This is a genomic window from Bradyrhizobium sp. JYMT SZCCT0428, assembly GCF_018131075.1.
In the GTDB taxonomy this organism is placed as follows: Bacteria; Pseudomonadota; Alphaproteobacteria; order Rhizobiales; family Xanthobacteraceae; genus Bradyrhizobium.
The window spans coordinates 1-17,226 of record NZ_JAFCLS010000014.1; the positions used below are offsets into that span (position 1 = coordinate 1).

17 protein-coding genes are annotated in these 17,226 nt (G+C 64.4%); 7 read left to right on the forward strand and 10 right to left on the reverse strand.

Features of this window, described 5'->3' with window-relative positions:
- Positions 1 to 556: 556 nt before the first annotated feature.
- Positions 557 to 1,789 carry an acyl-CoA dehydrogenase family protein gene (locus JQ575_RS15990; protein WP_212034201.1) on the reverse strand — a complete coding sequence of 411 codons (1,233 nt, stop codon included), beginning with the start codon at positions 1,787 to 1,789 and terminating at the stop codon, positions 557 to 559.
- A 120-nt stretch (positions 1,790 to 1,909) separates the two neighbouring features.
- On the opposite strand from JQ575_RS15990, the gene JQ575_RS15995 reads away from it, so the two are divergent.
- Complete coding sequence (locus JQ575_RS15995) at positions 1,910 to 2,812, forward strand: alpha/beta fold hydrolase (protein ID WP_212034202.1); 903 nt, start codon at positions 1,910 to 1,912, stop codon at positions 2,810 to 2,812.
- 106 nt (positions 2,813 to 2,918) lie between these two features.
- Here the strand turns inward: JQ575_RS15995 and JQ575_RS16000 are convergent, their stop codons facing one another.
- Entirely contained in the window at positions 2,919 to 3,377 is a 459-nt protein-coding gene (locus JQ575_RS16000; RefSeq protein ID WP_212034203.1) for a nucleoside deaminase, read from the reverse strand.
- Between the two features lie 153 nt (positions 3,378 to 3,530).
- Here JQ575_RS16000 and JQ575_RS16005 point away from each other — a divergent pair, with 153 nt between their 5' ends.
- Complete coding sequence (locus JQ575_RS16005; protein ID WP_212034204.1) at positions 3,531 to 5,705, forward strand: pseudouridine synthase; 2,175 nt, start codon at positions 3,531 to 3,533, stop codon at positions 5,703 to 5,705.
- 7 nt (positions 5,706 to 5,712) lie between these two features.
- Positions 5,713 to 6,288, forward strand: coding sequence for a 16S rRNA (guanine(966)-N(2))-methyltransferase RsmD (gene rsmD, locus JQ575_RS16010; protein WP_212034205.1), 576 nt, complete (start codon positions 5,713 to 5,715; stop codon positions 6,286 to 6,288).
- Between the two features lie 60 nt (positions 6,289 to 6,348).
- Here the strand turns inward: rsmD and mutL are convergent, their stop codons facing one another.
- Positions 6,349 to 8,160, reverse strand: a complete 1,812-nt coding sequence (gene mutL / locus JQ575_RS16015; protein ID WP_212034206.1) for a DNA mismatch repair endonuclease MutL — start codon at positions 8,158 to 8,160, stop codon at positions 6,349 to 6,351.
- A gap of 244 nt (positions 8,161 to 8,404) precedes the next feature.
- Here mutL and JQ575_RS16020 point away from each other — a divergent pair, with 244 nt between their 5' ends.
- The gene (locus JQ575_RS16020) at positions 8,405 to 8,737 is read left to right on the forward strand and encodes a ribbon-helix-helix domain-containing protein (protein WP_212034207.1); all 333 of its coding nucleotides are present in this window, start codon (positions 8,405 to 8,407) and stop codon (positions 8,735 to 8,737) included.
- A gap of 64 nt (positions 8,738 to 8,801) precedes the next feature.
- Here the strand turns inward: JQ575_RS16020 and JQ575_RS16025 are convergent, their stop codons facing one another.
- From JQ575_RS16025 to JQ575_RS16035, 3 genes are read right to left on the reverse strand one after another with little or no spacing between them, the layout of a single operon-like run.
- The gene (locus JQ575_RS16025; protein WP_212034208.1) at positions 8,802 to 10,370 is read right to left on the reverse strand and encodes a GMC family oxidoreductase; all 1,569 of its coding nucleotides are present in this window, start codon (positions 10,368 to 10,370) and stop codon (positions 8,802 to 8,804) included.
- Positions 10,371 to 10,411: 41 nt separating this feature from the next.
- The gene (locus JQ575_RS16030; protein WP_211998546.1) at positions 10,412 to 10,960 is read right to left on the reverse strand and encodes a gluconate 2-dehydrogenase subunit 3 family protein; all 549 of its coding nucleotides are present in this window, start codon (positions 10,958 to 10,960) and stop codon (positions 10,412 to 10,414) included.
- 32 nt (positions 10,961 to 10,992) lie between these two features.
- Positions 10,993 to 11,388, reverse strand: coding sequence for a VOC family protein (locus JQ575_RS16035; protein ID WP_212034209.1), 396 nt, complete (start codon positions 11,386 to 11,388; stop codon positions 10,993 to 10,995).
- A 268-nt stretch (positions 11,389 to 11,656) separates the two neighbouring features.
- Here JQ575_RS16035 and JQ575_RS16040 point away from each other — a divergent pair, with 268 nt between their 5' ends.
- The 3 genes from JQ575_RS16040 to JQ575_RS16050 all read left to right on the forward strand — a co-directional run bounded on the left by JQ575_RS16040 (position 11,657) and on the right by JQ575_RS16050 (position 12,879).
- On the forward strand, positions 11,657 to 11,845 hold the full coding sequence (locus JQ575_RS16040; RefSeq protein ID WP_283842619.1) for a DUF2892 domain-containing protein: 189 nt from the start codon (positions 11,657 to 11,659) through the stop codon (positions 11,843 to 11,845).
- The gene (locus JQ575_RS16045; protein WP_212034211.1) at positions 11,842 to 12,375 is read left to right on the forward strand and encodes an RNA polymerase sigma factor; all 534 of its coding nucleotides are present in this window, start codon (positions 11,842 to 11,844) and stop codon (positions 12,373 to 12,375) included. Before JQ575_RS16040 ends, JQ575_RS16045 begins: the two co-directional genes overlap by 4 nt.
- A gap of 207 nt (positions 12,376 to 12,582) precedes the next feature.
- Positions 12,583 to 12,879 carry a hypothetical protein gene (locus tag JQ575_RS16050; protein WP_212034212.1) on the forward strand — a complete coding sequence of 99 codons (297 nt, stop codon included), beginning with the start codon at positions 12,583 to 12,585 and terminating at the stop codon, positions 12,877 to 12,879.
- Positions 12,880 to 12,951: 72 nt separating this feature from the next.
- Here the strand turns inward: JQ575_RS16050 and arfB are convergent, their stop codons facing one another.
- The 4 genes from arfB to JQ575_RS16070 all read right to left on the reverse strand — a co-directional run bounded on the left by arfB (position 12,952) and on the right by JQ575_RS16070 (position 17,158).
- Positions 12,952 to 13,371, reverse strand: coding sequence for an alternative ribosome rescue aminoacyl-tRNA hydrolase ArfB (gene arfB, locus JQ575_RS16055; protein ID WP_212034213.1), 420 nt, complete (start codon positions 13,369 to 13,371; stop codon positions 12,952 to 12,954).
- A 164-nt stretch (positions 13,372 to 13,535) separates the two neighbouring features.
- Positions 13,536 to 14,909: a pitrilysin family protein gene (locus JQ575_RS16060; RefSeq protein ID WP_312015945.1), complete on the reverse strand. Its 1,374-nt coding sequence runs from the start codon at positions 14,907 to 14,909 to the stop codon at positions 13,536 to 13,538.
- Entirely contained in the window at positions 14,906 to 16,297 is a 1,392-nt protein-coding gene (locus JQ575_RS16065) for a M16 family metallopeptidase (protein ID WP_409364794.1), read from the reverse strand. The genes JQ575_RS16060 and JQ575_RS16065 overlap by 4 nt, the downstream gene beginning before the upstream one ends.
- A 153-nt stretch (positions 16,298 to 16,450) precedes the next feature.
- Complete coding sequence (locus tag JQ575_RS16070) at positions 16,451 to 17,158, reverse strand: hypothetical protein (protein ID WP_212034369.1); 708 nt, start codon at positions 17,156 to 17,158, stop codon at positions 16,451 to 16,453.
- Positions 17,159 to 17,226: the final 68 nt, after the last annotated feature.

The following is a 17,226-nucleotide window of genomic DNA, read 5'->3' on the forward strand; positions in this document are numbered from 1 at the left end:
CGGGTTGCGGTGGACGCTGATGTCGCGAAGACGTAACGCGACAAAGGCGTACGGCAAAACCGTGTGGTCCTGGCGCCCGTTGCCGGCGTCAAGCTGTCGAAGAAGCGCGAGCGGAAACGACAGCGACGGAGTCAACCCAGAACTCGTCTCCGGGGAGATCACGGCATAAGCCGTAAAGCCATTGCGCAGGGAAGGCCGGGTGTTCTCCGCTGCCCTGTATGCTCGTGTGCAGCATTTCTTGTGCAAACCGCACACGGGACCGCGGGTGCAGCGCGCACCCGGTCTTCCCTGCGCCCTCTCATGAGAGGGCAAGGAATTTCTGGCAAAGCTCGGGCGCTGTGCGTCGCGAGAATGCGAAGCTACATCTGCTGTTTGAAAATTGAATCGGGAATGCTGCGACACGAAAGGTGCGCTCCCTCCCCCCTTGCGGGGGAGGGCGGGGGAGAGGGGTAAGCCACGAGCACCGCCGTTGCCGCCACCCCTCTCCCTAACCCTCCCCCGCAAGGGGGGAGAGGACGCAGCGTTCGCCGGGACGACGAGCAAAGCTATGCGACGCCTACAGCAAATCCCCGCCCACAGCGCTCGCCGTCGTGCCGTGCTCACGGAACGCCTTGATGACGTTCTTGCCGATCTTCCACCGGTGCACCTCGTCCGGACCGTCGACCAGCCGCTGCGAGCGCACCTGCGTGTACCATTTGGCGAGCGGGGTATCCTGGCTGAAGCCGAGCGCGCCGTGGAGCTGGATCGCGGTGTCGATCACCTTGTGAACCATGTGCGCATGGTAGACCTTGGCGATCGAGTTCTCCTGCCGGATATCGAGACCCTTCTCCGCCTTGTAGGCGATATGCAGCAGCATCAAGCGGCCGATATAGAGCTGCTCGGCGCAGTCGGCGAGCATGAACTGCACGGCCTGGCGGTCGGCGAGCAACTGGCCGAAGGTCGAGCGTTTGGTGATGTGGCCGACCGCCATGTCGAGCGCGCGCTGCGCCTTGGCGACGTTGTGCATGCCGTGGCGAAGCCGGCCATAGGCGAGGCGATGCTGGCCCATATTGAAACCGTTGCCTTCGCCGCCGAGCAGATTGTCGGCCGGCACTTTCAAATCCTTGATCTCGATCTCGGAGTGGCCGCCATGGATCGCGTCGGCATGCGGTCCCTCGATCGCCATGTTGGCGACGTTGCGTTTGATCTTGTAGCCGGGGTTCGGCAGTTCGACGATGAACGTCGAGTGCTGCTTGTGGCGCGGCGCGTTCGGATCGGTTCTGGCCACCACCAGCGCCATGTCGGCGACGCTGGCCGAGGACGAAAACCATTTCTCGCCGTTGAGGATGTAATTCTCGTTGCCGTCCTTCACCGCCGTGGTCTGCATGCCGGTGGCGTCGGCGCCGGCGGCCTTTTCGGTCATCGAAAAGCAGATGCGCTTTTCGCCGTTGAGCAGGGGTTTAAGGAACTTCTCCTTCTGATATTCCGTGCCGTGGGCCAATATCGTCATCATCGAGGCGTCGTCGGGGCCCTGCGTGTTCATCGACAGCGCGCCCAGCATGCTCTCGCCGAGCTCCATCTGCACCAGCGCGTTGGCCAGTGGGCCGAGGCCCATGCCGCCATATTCCTTCGGCACCCACGGGCACCACAGGCCCTGCGCGCGGGCCTTCTTGCGCAGCGGCCCGAGCACTTCAGCGAGCGGCTTGGTATCGAGTTCCTTTTCCGCGGGGATGCACTCGTCCTGCACCCATTTGCGGACCTTCTCGCGGATCGCCTTGGCTTCGGCCGGAATCTCGAAATCGATCGACATGGCACTTCCTCGCTTTTTGGTTCTTGTTGGGCAGACTTGATGAATGGCATAAACCCGGGACGTGCCAGCGGCAACGCCAAACAATGTTTAAAGCAGCGCGGGCACAAGGGAGCGCTCACCATGCCCGATCTTGCCGATCTGTTTCCCGGCTACGCCTCCGAATGGATCAACACGTCGGCGGGCCGCATTTTCGCCCGCGTCGGCGGCAAGGGGCCGCCGCTGTTGCTGCTGCACGGCTTTTCGTCCACGCATGTGATGTGGCATCCGGTAGCATCACAACTGGCTGATAAGTTCACGCTGATCATCGCCGACCTGCCGGGCTATGGCTGGTCGGACATGCCGCGCACCGACGAACACCACACGCCCTACACCAAGCGCGCGATGGCGAAGGTGATGGTCGAGGCGATGGAGCAGCTCGGCCATGTGCATTTCGCGCTCGCCGGCCACGACCGTGGCGGACGTGTGTCGTACCGGCTCGCGCTCGATCATCCCGGCCGGCTGTCGAAACTCGCCGTGCTCGATATCGCGCCGACTTATGACTACTGGGAGAAGCTGAACCGGCTCTCCGCGCTGAAAATTTATCATTGGGCGTTTCTGGCGCAGCCGCATCCGCTGCCGGAAACGCTGATCGACGGCCATGGCGAATTCTTCCTCAGGCAGAAGATGGCGAGCCAGACCAAGAGCCAGACGCTCGACGCCATCGACCCGCGCGCGCTGGAGCATTATCTCGCGCCATTCCGCGATCCCGCCCGCGTCCACGCGATGTGCGAAGACTACCGCGCCGGCGCCTATGCCGACTATGAGATCGACAAGGCCGATTTCGACGCCGGCAAGAAGATCACGATTCCGATGCTGGCGCTGTGGGGCGATGCCGGCGTCGCCAGCGCCGCGACCACCCCGCTCGACACCTGGAAGAAGTGGGCGACCAACGTGCAGGGCGCGCCGCTCGACAGCGGGCATTTCTTGCCGGAGGAGAATCCGGACGTGACGGCGAAGTTGCTGAGGGAGTTTTTCACTGGCTAGTCATTGCCGTCATTGCGAGGAGCAAAGCGACGAAGCAATCCATCCATCCGTTATGCCGGGCCATGGATTGTTTCGCTTCGCGCGCAATGACGGGAAGCGGGGTCGGCTACCGCCTCACCCTAAAGAAATCCTTCAGCAGCGTCGCCGCCTCGGTCTCGCCGACCGACGAATACACTTCCGGCACGTGATGGCAGGTCGGCTGCGCAAAGAACCGCACGCCGGAATCGACGGCGCCGCCCTTGGGGTCGGCGGCGCCGTAATACAGCCGCCGGATCCGCGCAAACGAGATCGCGCCGGCGCACATCGTACAGGGCTCGAGGGTGACATAGAGGTCGCAATCGACCAGCCGCTCGGTCCCGATGGCGTCCGCGGCCTGCCGGATCGCCAAAACTTCGGCATGGGCGGTCGGATCGCGGTCGGTCAGGGTCCGGTTGCCGGCGGTGGCGATGACCTCATAACCCCGGACAATGACGCATCCGATCGGAACTTCGCCCGCCTTGGCGGCATTTTTGGCCGTTTTGAGCGCCAAATCCATGAAAGAAGGGGCAGTCATCCCTCGTATCATCGGAAGAAACCTGCTACTAGAAGCGCCTTCAGCAAACGTGGATACCGGTTTTGCGTGAGATTGCGCCTTGAGCCAAGTGCGCGCGCGTTACCGCTATGACAGCCGATCCACATCCGCCTGATCGCCATTTCAGCTACGAACGAGAGACTATTCATGCCCCGCGACAACGACAAAGACAACGATTCCCGCGGCCGGCGTGATCGCCCCGGTGGTGGCCGCCCCTCGGGCGGCCAAGGCCGCGCCGGCGCTAGTAAGGGCCGCTCGGGCGCGGCGAGGGGTCCGGAGAAGAAATTCGCCAAGCGTGGCTTTGCCGGGAAAAGTGACGGCGACAAGCGCGACGGCGAGCGGCGTCCCTATGCCGGCAAATCCGACGGCGCGCGGTCGTTCGACAAGAAGCCTTATGCCGGCGGGGCTAAGCCCTACGCCGGCAAGCGCGACGGCGATCGTCCGCCGCGCCGCGATTTCGACGCGCCGCGCCCGCCGCGTGGCGACCGGCCGTTCCGCGATCGCAGCGAGGGCGGTGATCGTCCGCCGCGCTTCAACCGGGATGACCGTCCCCGTGGCGACCGGCCGTTTACCAGCCGTCCGTCCCGTGGTGACGACGGCGAAAAGCGCTCGTTCAAGCCGCGCGAGGACCGTGGCGGCGAGAAGCGCCCGTACACGCCGCGTGGCGACCGCCCGAACTTCAATCGCGACGACCGTCCGCCGCGCCGGGACCGCGAGGGCGGCCCTCGGGACCGTGACGATGCGCGTCCGGCGGCGCGATTCGGCGAAAAGAAATTCGGCGAGAAGCGTCCCTACACTCCGCGTGGCGAGGGTGCCAGCGAGAAGCGGCCGTATACGCCGCGTGGTGAAGGTTTCCGCAAAGACGGCGACCGTCCTCGCGGCGATCGTCCGGAGCGAAAATTCGGCGGCGACAAGAAATTCTCCTCGCGTGGCGCGCCCGACCGCGGGCCGCGCAAGAGCTTCGGTGCCGATCGCAGCGATTCAAAGCCGTGGCAGAAGCGCGAGGATCGTGGCGAGCGCGATGCGCGTCCCGCCCGTGACGGCGCGCGCAGTTTCGACAAGCCGCGCTTCGACCGTTCCCGCGACGACCGCGGCGGTGACGAGCGTCCGCGCTTCTCGCGTTCGCGCGAGGATCGTCCCGCCGGCGATCGTCCGAAGTTCGACCGACCGCGTCAGCGGCCCGAGGGCCGCACCGACTGGCAGGAGCATCCGCGCAGTGAGCCGGGTGACGAACGTCCGCGCCGCGAGAACGAGGACGACAGCAGGATCTTTGCAAAACGTCCGGCGTTCGGCGGCCGTGGCGCTTATCGCGAGCGCAAGACCGAATTCGAAAAGCGCGGGCCGCAGCCGCCGAAGGTCAAGAAGTCAGGTGAGCGCATCGCCAAGGTGGTGTCGCGCGCCGGCCTGGCCTCGCGCCGCGACGCCGAGGAATGGATCACGCAAGGCCGCGTCAGCGTCAACGGCCGCGTCATCAATTCGCCGGCGCTCGACGTCACCGCCAACGATGTAATCACCGTCGATGGCAAGCCGTTGCCGCCGCGCGAGCGCACGCGCCTCTTCATGTTTCACAAGCCGCGTGGCCTGATGACGACGCATGCTGATCCGGAAGGACGACCGACGGTATTCGACAATCTGCCCGAAGGCCTGCCGCGGCTGATCTCGATCGGCCGGCTCGATTTCAATACCGAGGGCCTGCTGCTGCTGACCAATGATGGCGGGCTGGCGCGCGCGCTCGAACTGCCCGACACCGGCTGGCTGCGGCGCTACCGCGTCCGCGCCCATGGCGAAGTCACGCAGGCGCAGCTCGATGAACTCAAGAAAGGCGTCGAGGTCGACGGCGTCAAATACGGCTCGATCGACGCGACGCTGGAGCGCGACCAGGGCGCCAATGTCTGGCTGGTGTTTGCGATCCGCGAAGGCAAGAACCGCGAAGTGCGCAACGTGATGGCGCATCTCGGCCTCGAGGTGAACCGGCTGATCCGCGTCTCCTACGGCCCGTTCCAACTCGGCGAACTCGCCGAAGGCCAGGTCGAGGAAGTCAAAACCCGCGTGCTGCGCGAACAGCTCGGCGAGAAGATCGCCGAGTTGGCAGGCGCCGACTTCAACCGGCCGATGCCGGGTGACAAGGAGCCAACGCCTCCCAAGCCGGTGACCCAGCGAGGCGTGATCGCCGACCGCAAGGGTCGCCGCGTGCTGGTGCAGCGCACCGGCAGCGAGGAAGCCCGCGCGCGCAACGAGGAAGAGGCCAACGGCTACGGCCCGCCGCGCCGCCCGCAGCGCGGCTATCACGGCAAGCGCGATCTGAAGCCGCGGGACGAGTAGTTGCGCTATGCGTGTCGTCGGCGGACGGTTGAAGGGTCGTAATCTGGCCTCGCCCTCATCGCGCGAGATCCGTCCCACCGCGGATCGCTTGCGCGAGTCCGTGTTCAACATCCTCGTCCACGCCTATGACGATCCGGTCGAAGGCGCGCGCGTGCTCGACCTGTTCGCGGGCACCGGCGCGCTCGGCATCGAGGCGACCTCGCGTGGCGCATCATTCACGCTGTTCGTCGACAATGGCGCCGAGGCGCGGGCGCTCTTGCGCAACAATGTCGAGGCGCTGGGGCTTGGCGGCGTGACAAAAGTCTATCGCCGCGACGCCACCAATCTCGGCCCCGCGCATCCGATGGAGCCGTTCTCGCTGGTGTTCCTCGATCCGCCCTACGGAAAGGGACTCGCGGATAAAGCGCTGGCCTCGTTGCGCGAGGGCGGCTGGCTGAGAGCCGGTGCGTTGCTGGTGGTGGAAGAGGCGAAGGCCGCGGCATTCGCGGCGCCTGAGGGATTCGAGGAGCTGGAGCGGCGGGCGTATGATGATACGGAGTTCGTGTTCCTGAAGGCGAAGTTGGGCGGATTGAGCGAAGCGTAATCCGCCTTCAGGCTCGCAAAATCGGTGGATTACGCTTCGCTAATCCACCCTACAGTTCCGCTATCTCCGCCCGAACAGCTTCTCGATATCCGACAGCTTCAATTCGACATAGGTCGGGCGGCCGTGGTTGCACTGGCCGGAGTTCGGCGTGTCTTCCATCTCGCGCAGCAGCGCGTTCATCTCTTCCGGCTTGAGGCGGCGGCCGGCGCGAACCGAGCCGTGACAGGCCATGGTGGCGGCGACGTGCATCAGCCGGCGCTCCAGCGGCAGTGCCTCATCCCATTCCGCCATATGCTCGGCGAGATCGCGCAAGAGTCCCGCGGCATTGGCCTTGCCGAGCAGCGACGGCGTCTCGCGCACTGCGACCGCGCCGGGGCCAAAGGAATCGATCGCCAGCCCGAACGTCGCCAGTTCCAGAGAACGATCGAGCAGCTTCTCGACTGTGGCCTCGTCGAGTTCGACGATCTCGGGGATCAGCAATATCTGCCGCTGCACGCCGTTCTTCGCCAGCGAGGCCTTCAGCTTCTCATAGACGATGCGCTCATGGGCGGCGTGCTGGTCGACCACGATCAACCCGTCGCGGGTCTGCGACACGATATAGGTCTCGTGGATCTGCGTTCGTGCCGCGCCGAGCGGGCGATCCAGCATGTCGGCAGCGGGTTGCGCCTCGAAGCGCACATCGGCCGTCGGCGTGCCGACATCGAACGCGGCCTGTCCCGGCTCAGCGAAGGCCGGCGCCGCCGAACCGGTGAAGGAGGGCATCGGTCCTGTCGGATAGGAAGGCGAGTTTCGCCAGTCCCAATTGCCTGGGCGCGGCGCGAAGGATGGACGGAACGAAGCGAGCGCAGCGCCATCGGTATTCGCAGCCGTGCGCCGGCCTTCGCGGGCGAGGCCGTCCTTCAGCGCATGCACGATCAGCGCACGGACCAGGCCGGCGTTGCGGAACCGGACCTCGGTCTTGGCGGGATGCACGTTGGCATCGACTTCCTGCGGCTCCAGCGTCACGAACAGCGCGACGACCGGATGTCGGTCGCGCGGCAGATAGTCGGAATAGGCCGCGCGCACCGCGCCGAGGATCAGCTTGTCGCGCACCGGGCGGCCATTGACGAACAGATATTGCCCGAGCGCATTGGCCCGCGTCAGCGAGGGGGCGGCGGCAAAACCTTCGACCACCACGCCTTCGCGCTCGCTGCGCACTTCGATCGCGCTGGAACGGAAATCCGCCCCCAAAATATCGCCGAGCCGCGTCAGCCGGCCCGGAGCACCGGGCAGTGCTGCGGCCCAGGTCACCGGCGCGCGTTCCTCGCCGGCCAGCGTAAAGGCGATGTCGGGCCGCGCCATTGCCAGCCTTCGCACCACTTCGCGGATCGCTTCGGCTTCGGTGCGGTCGGTCTTGAGGAATTTCAGCCGCGCCGGCGTCGCATAAAAGAGATCGCTGACTTCGACGCGGGTGCCCTGGCTCAGCGCCGCCGGCATGATCGGTGACTTCGCGCCGCCTTCGACCGACAGCGACCAGGCGTGCGGCTCGGTGGCGTGACGCGTGGTGATGCCAAGCTTCGCCACCGCGCCGATCGAGGGCAGCGCCTCGCCGCGGAATCCCAGCGTGCGAATCCGCAGCAGGTCCTCGTCGTCGAGCTTGGAGGTGGCGTGGCGATCGACCGCCAGCGCCAGGTCGGCATGGGTCATGCCGCTGCCGTCGTCGGTGATGCCGATCCGTCGCCGGCCGCCGCCGTCGGTGAAGATATCGACCCGGCTGGCGCCGGCGTCGATGGCGTTCTCGACCAGTTCCTTGACCACGCTTGCAGGCCGTTCCACCACCTCGCCGGCGGCGATGCGGTTGACGACCTGTTCTGGGAGCTGGCGGACGGGCATGGGCTTCGTTCAGGGACCGATTCTGGGCTTGCCGCATTCTAGGCTGCCGTGACGGCAAATGCATTGGGCGGCGACCGAATCGGTTCCCGCTGGGGATGGGCACTGACTATCACATTGAAGATGCTGATGTTCGGCGCCGCAACGCGGAGCTCGCGAGAGCTTTCGCTGTCCACGACGTGGGATTGTGAGGTCGCCTGCGCAGGTATATCGTTTAGAAAAGTTATAAACTGACGGGAGGACTGCCATGTGCCAGCTGTTCGCGCACCAGCCGCAACGCGACTACGAATCGCAGACCCGATCGCTGCGGATCGGTGGCCATTGCACCTCGATCCGGCTGGAAATGTCGTTCTGGGACACGCTGGAGGAGATCGCGGCGAAGGAGGGAATGAGCCTCGCGAAATTCCTTACCAAGCTGCACAACGAAGTCCTCGACCACCATGGCGAGGTCAACAATTTTGCGTCGCTGCTGCGGTGCTCGTGTCTGATCTATCGCTCCAGAAGTGCGGTGGCGGTGAGTGCCGCGGCGATCGCGGAGTTTGGCGGCACTGCGCCCGTCATTCTCGACGCGGCCGAGTAGAGTTCACGCACTTCAAATGGAATGCGGCCCTGTCCGGGACAGGACCGCATTGTTATTCGCGCAGCTAGATTTCCTTGCGTTGCATCGCACCTGCGATGTGATCCGCCTGCCGGATCGCCAATGAGACGATCGTAAGCGTCGGATTGCAGGCAGCGCCGCTGGTGAACTGGCTGCCGTCGGAAATGAACAGATTCTTGATGTCGTGCGTCCGGCCGAACTTGTTGACCACGCCATCCCTTGGCTTCTCGCTCATCCGGTTGGTGCCCAGATTGTGGGTGCTGGGATAGGGCGGCGTCGGGTAGGTCACCGTGGCGCCGATCGCCTCGTAGACGGCGGCGCCCTGCTTGTAGGCGTGATTGCGCATCGCGATGTCGTTGGGATGGTCGTCGAAATGCACACTCGCCACCGCCATGCCGAACTTGTCCTTGGCCTTGGGATCCAGCGTGATGCGGTTGGTTTCCTGCGGCATGTCCTCGCCGACCAGCCACATGCCGGCCATGCGCGGATAGGCCTCCATCGCGGCTGAGAACGGCCGTCCCCACGCGCCCGGATTGAGGAACGCCGCCATGAAGGGCACACCGATCGACAACGTTTCCATCTCGTAACCGCCGACGAACCCACGCTTTGGATTGTTGGTGGCCTCATCCCGGATGATGCCGGCCATCGTGGTGCCGCGATACATATGCACCGACTTCTCGAACGCCGCGTAGACGCTGCCGGTCATGTGCCGCATGTAGTTGCGGCCGACCTGGCCGGATGAATTGGCAAGACCGTCGGGGAACATGGTCGATGCGCTGTTGAGCAACAGACGCGGGCTCTCGATCGAGTTGCCGGCAACCGCCACCACGCGCGCCTTCTGGCGTTGCATCGCGCCTGACGCGTCGGCATAGACGACGCCGGTCACTTTGCCCGACGCATCGTGCTCGATCTTGATCGCCATGCTGTTGGGCCGCACCTCGAGATTCCCGGTGTCTTCACCCTTTGGAATCTCGGTATAGAGCGTCGACCACTTCGCACCGGACTTGCAGCCCTGGAAGCAGAATCCGATCTGCTGGCAGGCGGCGCGCCCATCGCGGGGCTCGCTGTTGATGGCCATGTTGCCCGTATGCACGGTCTTGTAGCCGAGCTTCCTGGCGCCGGCCTCGAGCACCCTGAAATTATTGTTGCCGGGCAGGCCGGGAATGCCGTTGGTGCGCGTCACGCCCATCTTGTCTTCGGCCTTGGCGTACCATGGCTCCATTTCGGCGAGCGTGATCGGCCAGTCCAGCAGGTTCGCGCCGGGCAATCCGCCATAGGTCGTCTTCACCTTGAATTCGTGCTCGTCGAAACGCAGCGACGCCCCGGCCCAGTGGGTCGTCGAGCCACCGACGGCCTTGACGATCCAGGCCGGCAGGTTGGCGAAGTCCTTGGCGACCCGCCAGCTTCCCGACGTGGTGCGCATGTCGGTCCATGCGAGCTGGGTAAAGCTCTCCCATTCGTCGTTGACGAAGTCATGGTTCTCGATGCGGGCGCCGGCTTCGAGGATCACGACCTTGACGCCCTTCTGTGCAAGTTCATTGCCCAATGTTCCGCCGCCGGCGCCTGAGCCCACGATCACCACCACGCCGCTGTCATTCAGATCGAATTTTGCCATTTGGATTTCCTCCTCACCGCTGTTTGTTGAGTTGCCTGGGCCTAGACCTTCGGCAGCCAGTCGATGTCGGCGAAGCCACGTTTGATGTAGCCGCCATGCTCCGCGGAGGAACCTTCGTAACCGAACTTCGGCCACAGCTCTTTTTGGTTGTAGAGCGAGACGACGAGGTCGCCACGAATCTTCTGGAAGAATGCGGTCTGCTCGATCCGCTGCAGCAACACCACGCGGTCCGCTTCCCAGGGCACTTGGGCATAGGCGACCTTGTGTCGGTCGTTGGCGTCCTGATCCAGCCTCGTGACGCCGTCATTGATCAGCGACTTCACCGCCGGGTCCTTCGCCGCCTTGCCGTCCCATGGCTTGATCGCGGTGATGTAATAGCTGTCGCCGAGAAAATCGTGCGGATAGATATCGCGCGCCATCTTGACCAGCGTCTTGAGTGTCGCAGGGGTCAACGACGTGGCGTCGTCGGCCCAGGCTTCCCCAATGCCGAGACCTGTGCTGGTCGCAATCGCAACGGCCGGTACGGCGGTTGCCGCGCCTTGGAGAAAGATGCGGCGATTGTATTTGCTTCGACGATCGACTTCTCTCATGGGTTCCTCCATTGAACGTTTATTGATTGCGACTAACCGAAGCGGCCACCCCGCTGGATCACTTCGATCTTGTAACCGTCGGGGTCGGTGACGAAGAAAAAGCGCGCCAGCGTCCGGCCGTCATGCTTGAAGTCGCGCAACGGTCCGGGAGATAGTTTTTCTCGTTCAAACCTGACGTGTTCGGCATCGACGTCGTCGACAACAACGGCGAGATGGCCGTAGCCATCGCCGAGGGAGTAGGGCTCCTTGCGATCGTAATTGACGGTCAGTTCGACCTCGAAGGGCGAGGAGGGATGGCGCAGATAGATCAGCGCAAAATCCGGAAACTTAAGATGATCGGCGACTTCGAGCCCGAAGGCGCGCGCGTAAAAGTCCAGCGACTTCGCCTCGTCGAACACGCGGATCATCGAATGAACGGGTTTTGCCATTCAGTTCAGCTCCTTTGGGCAGGCGATGATGGCCGTTCGCGTCCATAGAATTTAGGTCGCTGTCCGGAAGCGGTGGTAGTAGCGGGCTGTTTCACGGCAGAACAAAAGCGGCCATGCTGCGGGTCGGGTTCCAGCAACGGGCGAGATCGGGGCGCTAAAAAAACTTGCCGGTCGGCGAACCGAAAGCTCGGCGGGGCGGCTCTACGACACGAGAACGCATGAGTTCTCTCGTGAAATCAAAGGAGCTAGTATGTTCTATCGCTAGAATCTGCCGGGCTGGGAGCGGGCCATGCGGACCGTCGGAGGCATCCTGATGATCGCGTACGGGCTGATGGCAATGTCAGGCACGACATCAGGCTATTTGATCGCCGCTACCGGAGCGGTCGCGATCGCGACCGGATTCTTCGGCTTTTGCCCGATGTGCGCCATGGTCGGCCGCCGGCTGCCCTCGCCATGACTGCGCTGGTCCGGACCAGCCGCTGCGATCCCGCCCTGGTCGAGGCGGCGCGGGGCGGGGACGCCGATGCGCTGGTGTCGCTGCTATCAGCGGCCCAGCCTGACGTCCGTCGCTACGCGGCGCGCAATTGCCGCGCAGCCGACATCGACGATGCGGTTCAGGAAACGCTGCTGCTGCTGTACCGGCGCGTCGGCACGCTGCGGGCGGTGACGTCGTTTTCGGCGTGGCTGTTCGCGGTCGCGCGGCGCGCCTGTCTGCGGCTCTTGCGCCGGTCCATCGGGATGGCCGGCGCGCCGGCGGAAGACACCGAGGCGCGCCTGGCGCACTCGCGTCCCGAAGACCTTCGCATCGATCTTTCGCGTGCCATCCAGTCGCTGCCCGCGCATTATCGCGAAGTGATCCTGCTGCGCGACATCGAGGAATTGTCGATTGAGGAGATCGCCTGCGTGCTCGGCCTCTCTCGTGAAAGCGTCAAGGCCCGCATTCACCGCGCGCGGATCATGATCCGGGAATTTTTGATTCGCGACTGACGCAGGTTCCACGCGCCGCATATTGGGTCGATCCGTGGCCAAGTTTTCGCGAAATTGCCCCGAAATCCCTAAACGAAGACCACACGGCGCGGATTGTCTGGTGCGTGCGCCGTTCGCGACAAATTGCTCTGTGCGATGGGCAGGTCCGGACGGATGGCGCATGCAACAACCGAACCGCTCATCGCGAATCAAACCCAGGAGAACTGAATGAAGTTAGTGAAAACCTCGGCGATCGCGCTTACCATCTCGGCCATGGTGGCCGGTCCCGTGCTGGCGCAGGGTGCCTCGTCTGATAGCAAGATCCGCGGCGGCGTGCAGGGCAAGAGCCAGATGCAGGGCGGGGCAGCGGCCACCGACGACGAGGAACTCAGTGCGCAGCCGGGTGCCACCGGACAGAAGGCCGCGAAGACCGGTGCGAAGGGCACAGTCGGCGCCGGCAGTGGCGCGGCCAAGGGCACTGGCGGTGCAGCCGGCGATACCGCGACCGGCGGCAAGCGCTACTAGTACCGCGCGCGCTTCAGCAGACTACGATTTGGAAACTCCGGTCGCGCGGCGGCCGGAGTTTTGCAGCGCGGATCAGTCGTCGAAGCGCACCGCGCCGCGCTTCGACTTGACGTCGCTGCGGCTCTTCTTGCCCTCCAGTCGCCGTTGTTTGGATCCGAAAGTCGGCTTGGTGGCGCGCCGCGGCACCGGCCTCACCATGGCTTCGCGTAACAATTCGAGCAGCCGGTCGATGGCGTCGGCGCGGTTGCGTTCCTGGGTACGAAAGCGCTGGGCGTGGATCACGATCACGCCTTCCTTGGTCATGCGCTGGCCGGCGAGCCGGTTGAGCCGTAGAGCGGCGTCTTCCGGCAGCGTGATCTTGCGCGTGTCGAAACGCAATTGCGCGGCGGTCGAGAGCTTGTTGACATTCTGCCCGCCCGGACCGGAGGCGCGGACAAAGCCGATCTCGATGTCGTTCTCTTCAATTGAAAGGTCGCGGGAGACCCGCAGCATGGCGTTCACCGGGGAGTCGTCATGCCCGGGCCTGTCCCGGGCATCCACGTCTTAGTCGGTGTCGATCAAAAAGAAAACGTGGATGGCCGGGCATAGGCGAGCGGAAGCGACGCCGTCCCTTGGACCGCTATGCCCGGCCATGACGATGAAAAAGCCGGCGGAGCTCAGTTCGCCTTGGGCGGCGGCGCGGCAACAGCCGGCTGGGCGGCGGCTTGCGGGGCGCGGCCGACGATCACGGTGAGCAGGCCCTTGCCCCACAGCCGCTGTGCGGCCTTCTTGGCGTCGTCGAGCGTCACGGCGTCGACGAGGGCGTTGCGCCGTTCGATGTAATCAATCGGAAGCTTGTCGAGCTGGTATTGCAGCAGCGCCGCGGCGAGCTTCGAGGAGGTGTCGAGCGCCAGCATCTGCGAGCCCTTCAGATAGGACTTGGCTTCGTCGAGTTCCTTCTGGGTCGGTCCGTCCTCGGCGATTCGGCGGATCTCCTTTTCAATGGCATCGACCGTTTCACCGGCGCGGTCGGCGCGGGTGCCGGTATTGCCCACGAACAGGGCGGAGCGGTCCATCCAGAGCAGGGATTGAGAGATCGAATAAGCCAGCCCGCGTTTCTCGCGGACTTCCTTGTAAAGCCGCGACGATGATCCGCCACCGAGGATGTGGTTCACGACATAGCCGGCCATGAAATCCGGATCATGGCGGCGGATGCCGGGACCGCCGAACGTGACCACGGTTTGCGGCACGTCGAGCGGAACGAAGGCGCGCTGCGGCGGTTGGGCGGCCTGGATTTCGGCGACCGGCGTCAGGCTGGCTTTGGCCGGCAATCCGCCGAACGTCTTGTCCAGGAGTTTGCCGAGCGTGTCGGCGTCGACATCGCCGACCACGGATATCCGCAGCGTGTCCTTGGCGATGATGCGGCCGGCATAGGCCTTCATGTCCGACACGTCGATCTTGGGCACGCTGTCCAGCGTGCCGTTGGACGGACGGCCATAGGGATGATCGCCGAACGAGACTTCCAGGAACTTGCGGCTCGCCAGCGAGGAGGGGTTGGTGGTCTCGCGCCGCAGACTGGAGATCACCTGCGCGCGGATGCGCTCGACGTCGGCGGCGTCGAAACGTGCCGAGGTCAATGCCAGCTGCAACAGGTTGAAGGCCTCGTCCTTGTTGTCCTTGAGCATGCGCAGCGAGCCGCGGAAATAATCCCGCGTCGATGAGAAGCTGAGCTCGATGGCGCGGCGATCAAGCCGCTCGTGAAAGGTCTTGGAGTCGAGATCGGCGGCACCTTCGTCGAGCAGGCCGGCGACCAGATTGCCGGTGCCGGGCTTGTCGGCCGGGTCCTGGCTCGAGCCGCCGCGGAAGGCATATTCCATCGCGATCAGGGGCACGGTGGCGTCCTGCACGAACCAGGCTTCAATGCCGCCGGGTGACACCAGGCGCTGGATTTTTGCGGCGGCGTGCGATGATGCCGAAGTCAGCAACAGCAGTGCCGCGAGGGCGGCAATGGCTGATGTGAAGCGCTGCGCGCCAATCGAAAAATGGATCACGAGCGCTTCTCCTCGCGTTTCGGCGTGGGGTCCTTGATCAGATAACCCGTCACCGAACGCTTCTTGTCGAGCCATTTCTGGGCGGCGTCACGGACCTGTTCGGCGGTGACGGCGCGGATGCGATCAGGCCAGCTGCGGATGTCCTCGATGCTCAGGCCGGTGGTGAGCGCGCCGCCATACCAGCGCGCCAGCGTCGCCTGATTGTCCTGCGCGTAGATCGCCTCCGCGATCAGCTGGGTCTTGACGCGTTCGATATCCTCGGCGCGGGCGGGATTTTGGATGACGTCCGTTATCACGTCGTCGATCGCCTGCTCGACTGCCGAGAACTCCACGCCGGGTTTCGGCGAAACCGAGATCGAGAATTGCGACGGATCGAGCGAGGTGCCCTGATAGCCGGCGCCGGCGTTGATCGCGAGCGGACGGTCGATCACCAGCGCGCGGTAGAGATAGGAGTTGGAGCCGCCGCCCATCAGTTGCGCAAGCACGTCGAGCGCCGGGCTTTCGCCGGCGGCCGCGGTCGTGGAGGAGGGAACGAGGTAATAGCGCCGCAGGCCGGGCTGTTCGACACGGGGATCGGACAGCGTCACGGTGCGCGGTGCTGCGGGCACCGGCTCTTGCGGACGAGTACGCTGCGCGGGAATCGCCGGCTGCGCGGGGATCGCGCCATAGGCGCGCTCCACCATCGGGCGGATCTCCTTGGCATCGACATCGCCGGCAATCACCAGGGTGGCGTTGTTCGGCGCGTAGAAGCGCTTGTAGAACGCCAGCGCGTCCTCGCGGTCGAGCTTCTCGATCTCCTGTCGCCAGCCGATCACCGGGCGGCCATAGGGATGGTTGAGATACAGCGCGGCCATCATCTGTTCGTTCAGCCGCGCGTCCGGGTTGTTGGCGACCCGCATGTTGTATTCCTCGAGCACGACGTCGCGCTCGGGCAAAACATTTTCGTCCTTCAGAATGAGGCCGGTCATGCGGTCGGCCTCGAATTCCATCATCCGGCCTAGCTGGTCGCGCGGCACGCGCTGGAAATAGCCGGTATAGTCGACCGAAGTGAAGGCGTTTTCGTTGCCGCCGATCCGGCGCACGGTTTCGGAGAATTCGCCGGCGGGATGCTTGGCGGTGCCCTTGAACATCAAATGCTCGAGGAAATGCGCCAGTCCTGACTTGCCCGGCGTCTCGTCGGCGGAGCCGACCTTGTACCAGATCATCTGCGTCACGACGGGAGTGCGGTGATCGGGGATCACCACCACCTGCAGGCCGTTGCCGAGCGTGAAGCTGGCGGGTCGCTCCGACGTCACCGTGGTCTGGGCCGGCGCGTCGCTGCTGGAAAAAGCGATTGTCGAAATCAAAACGGCAGCGAGCGAAACGGCAAAGCGATGTGGGGACATCATGACCTATCTGGAAGCCCGAACCCAAGCGTTCGGGACAATGCCGCGGCATCGTATACCGCGGGTACCACGCCTGATGTCACGATGCAGAGAGCAAAGCGCCTGACGGTACCAACAGCGGTCCTCACCGGTGAGGGCGCGGAGCCGAAATTGGCGTCAGCGTTCCTTGCCCGTCATGACGTCGTAGTTCTTGTTCAGCGATTCCTTGGGCCCGGTGCCGTAGGCATAGTTCGGCGAGGGCGTCTGGTACCCAGCCGGAGGCTCGACCAGCGACTGCCGTGGCGGTTCGCCCTTGAACTCCGCCGACTCGGCCTTGTTGCCCTTGAACATACCGAACAAGCCGCCTTCATAGCCGAGCTGCGATGGGCTCAGCTGCGGGGCGTTGTTGGTGGTGCCCGGCTGGATCGGATCGTTGCTGGTGCGGGCGGGCGCGGCGGTTCTGCCGACGTTGAGTTCGGACGGCGACAGAGCTCGAGCCGATTGGGAGGTGTCCTTGTTCTCTTTCTTGCGGGCCGCGATCGCAGCCTTGCGGCGCGCCTCGTCCGGATCCTTTGGCCAGTTCGGCGCGTTCGCTGCGGCCGAGGCGGCCGGCTGCGGCAGATCGAGTTTCGGGGGCACCACCAGCGGGGAACGCTCGCGGTATTCGATGCCCTTGCTTTCCATGTTCTTGCCGCCGAGGCCGCTCATGATGTTGCCGATGATCTTTTCCTCGAAGGTCCTGTCGTCTTCGTCATCGTCATCGGCCGCGCGCACGGGACCGGCGGCCATCACGAGGCCGACGCCAAGGGCAATGGCGGCGAACCGCATCGCCCGCGTCAGCGAGGTTGTCTGCACCATCCAGAAGCTGGCTTCGGTCTCGCGCATCGCGCTCGTTCCCATTCAAATTTCCGCAAAACTTGCCGGGCTGGCCTTGAGGCACAATCCCGTGTTTG

Bases quoted from the DNA above. Each gene is read 5' to 3' on its own strand.
- JQ575_RS15990 (WP_212034201.1), bottom strand. From the start codon at position 1,789: ATGTCGATCGATTTCGAGATTCCGGCCGAAGCCAAGGCGATCCGCGAG.
- JQ575_RS15995 (WP_212034202.1), top strand. From the start codon at position 1,910: ATGCCCGATCTTGCCGATCTGTTTCCCGGCTACGCCTCCGAATGGATC.
- JQ575_RS16000 (WP_212034203.1), bottom strand. From the start codon at position 3,377: ATGATACGAGGGATGACTGCCCCTTCTTTCATGGATTTGGCGCTCAAA.
- JQ575_RS16005 (WP_212034204.1), top strand. From the start codon at position 3,531: ATGCCCCGCGACAACGACAAAGACAACGATTCCCGCGGCCGGCGTGAT.
- rsmD (WP_212034205.1), top strand. From the start codon at position 5,713: ATGCGTGTCGTCGGCGGACGGTTGAAGGGTCGTAATCTGGCCTCGCCC.
- mutL (WP_212034206.1), bottom strand. From the start codon at position 8,160: ATGCCCGTCCGCCAGCTCCCAGAACAGGTCGTCAACCGCATCGCCGCC.
- JQ575_RS16020 (WP_212034207.1), top strand. From the start codon at position 8,405: ATGTGCCAGCTGTTCGCGCACCAGCCGCAACGCGACTACGAATCGCAG.
- JQ575_RS16025 (WP_212034208.1), bottom strand. From the start codon at position 10,370: ATGGCAAAATTCGATCTGAATGACAGCGGCGTGGTGGTGATCGTGGGC.
- JQ575_RS16030 (WP_211998546.1), bottom strand. From the start codon at position 10,960: ATGAGAGAAGTCGATCGTCGAAGCAAATACAATCGCCGCATCTTTCTC.
- JQ575_RS16035 (WP_212034209.1), bottom strand. From the start codon at position 11,388: ATGGCAAAACCCGTTCATTCGATGATCCGCGTGTTCGACGAGGCGAAG.
- JQ575_RS16045 (WP_212034211.1), top strand. From the start codon at position 11,842: ATGACTGCGCTGGTCCGGACCAGCCGCTGCGATCCCGCCCTGGTCGAG.
- JQ575_RS16050 (WP_212034212.1), top strand. From the start codon at position 12,583: ATGAAGTTAGTGAAAACCTCGGCGATCGCGCTTACCATCTCGGCCATG.
- arfB (WP_212034213.1), bottom strand. From the start codon at position 13,371: ATGCTGCGGGTCTCCCGCGACCTTTCAATTGAAGAGAACGACATCGAG.
- JQ575_RS16065 (WP_409364794.1), bottom strand. From the start codon at position 16,297: ATGATGTCCCCACATCGCTTTGCCGTTTCGCTCGCTGCCGTTTTGATT.
- JQ575_RS16070 (WP_212034369.1), bottom strand. From the start codon at position 17,158: ATGCGCGAGACCGAAGCCAGCTTCTGGATGGTGCAGACAACCTCGCTG.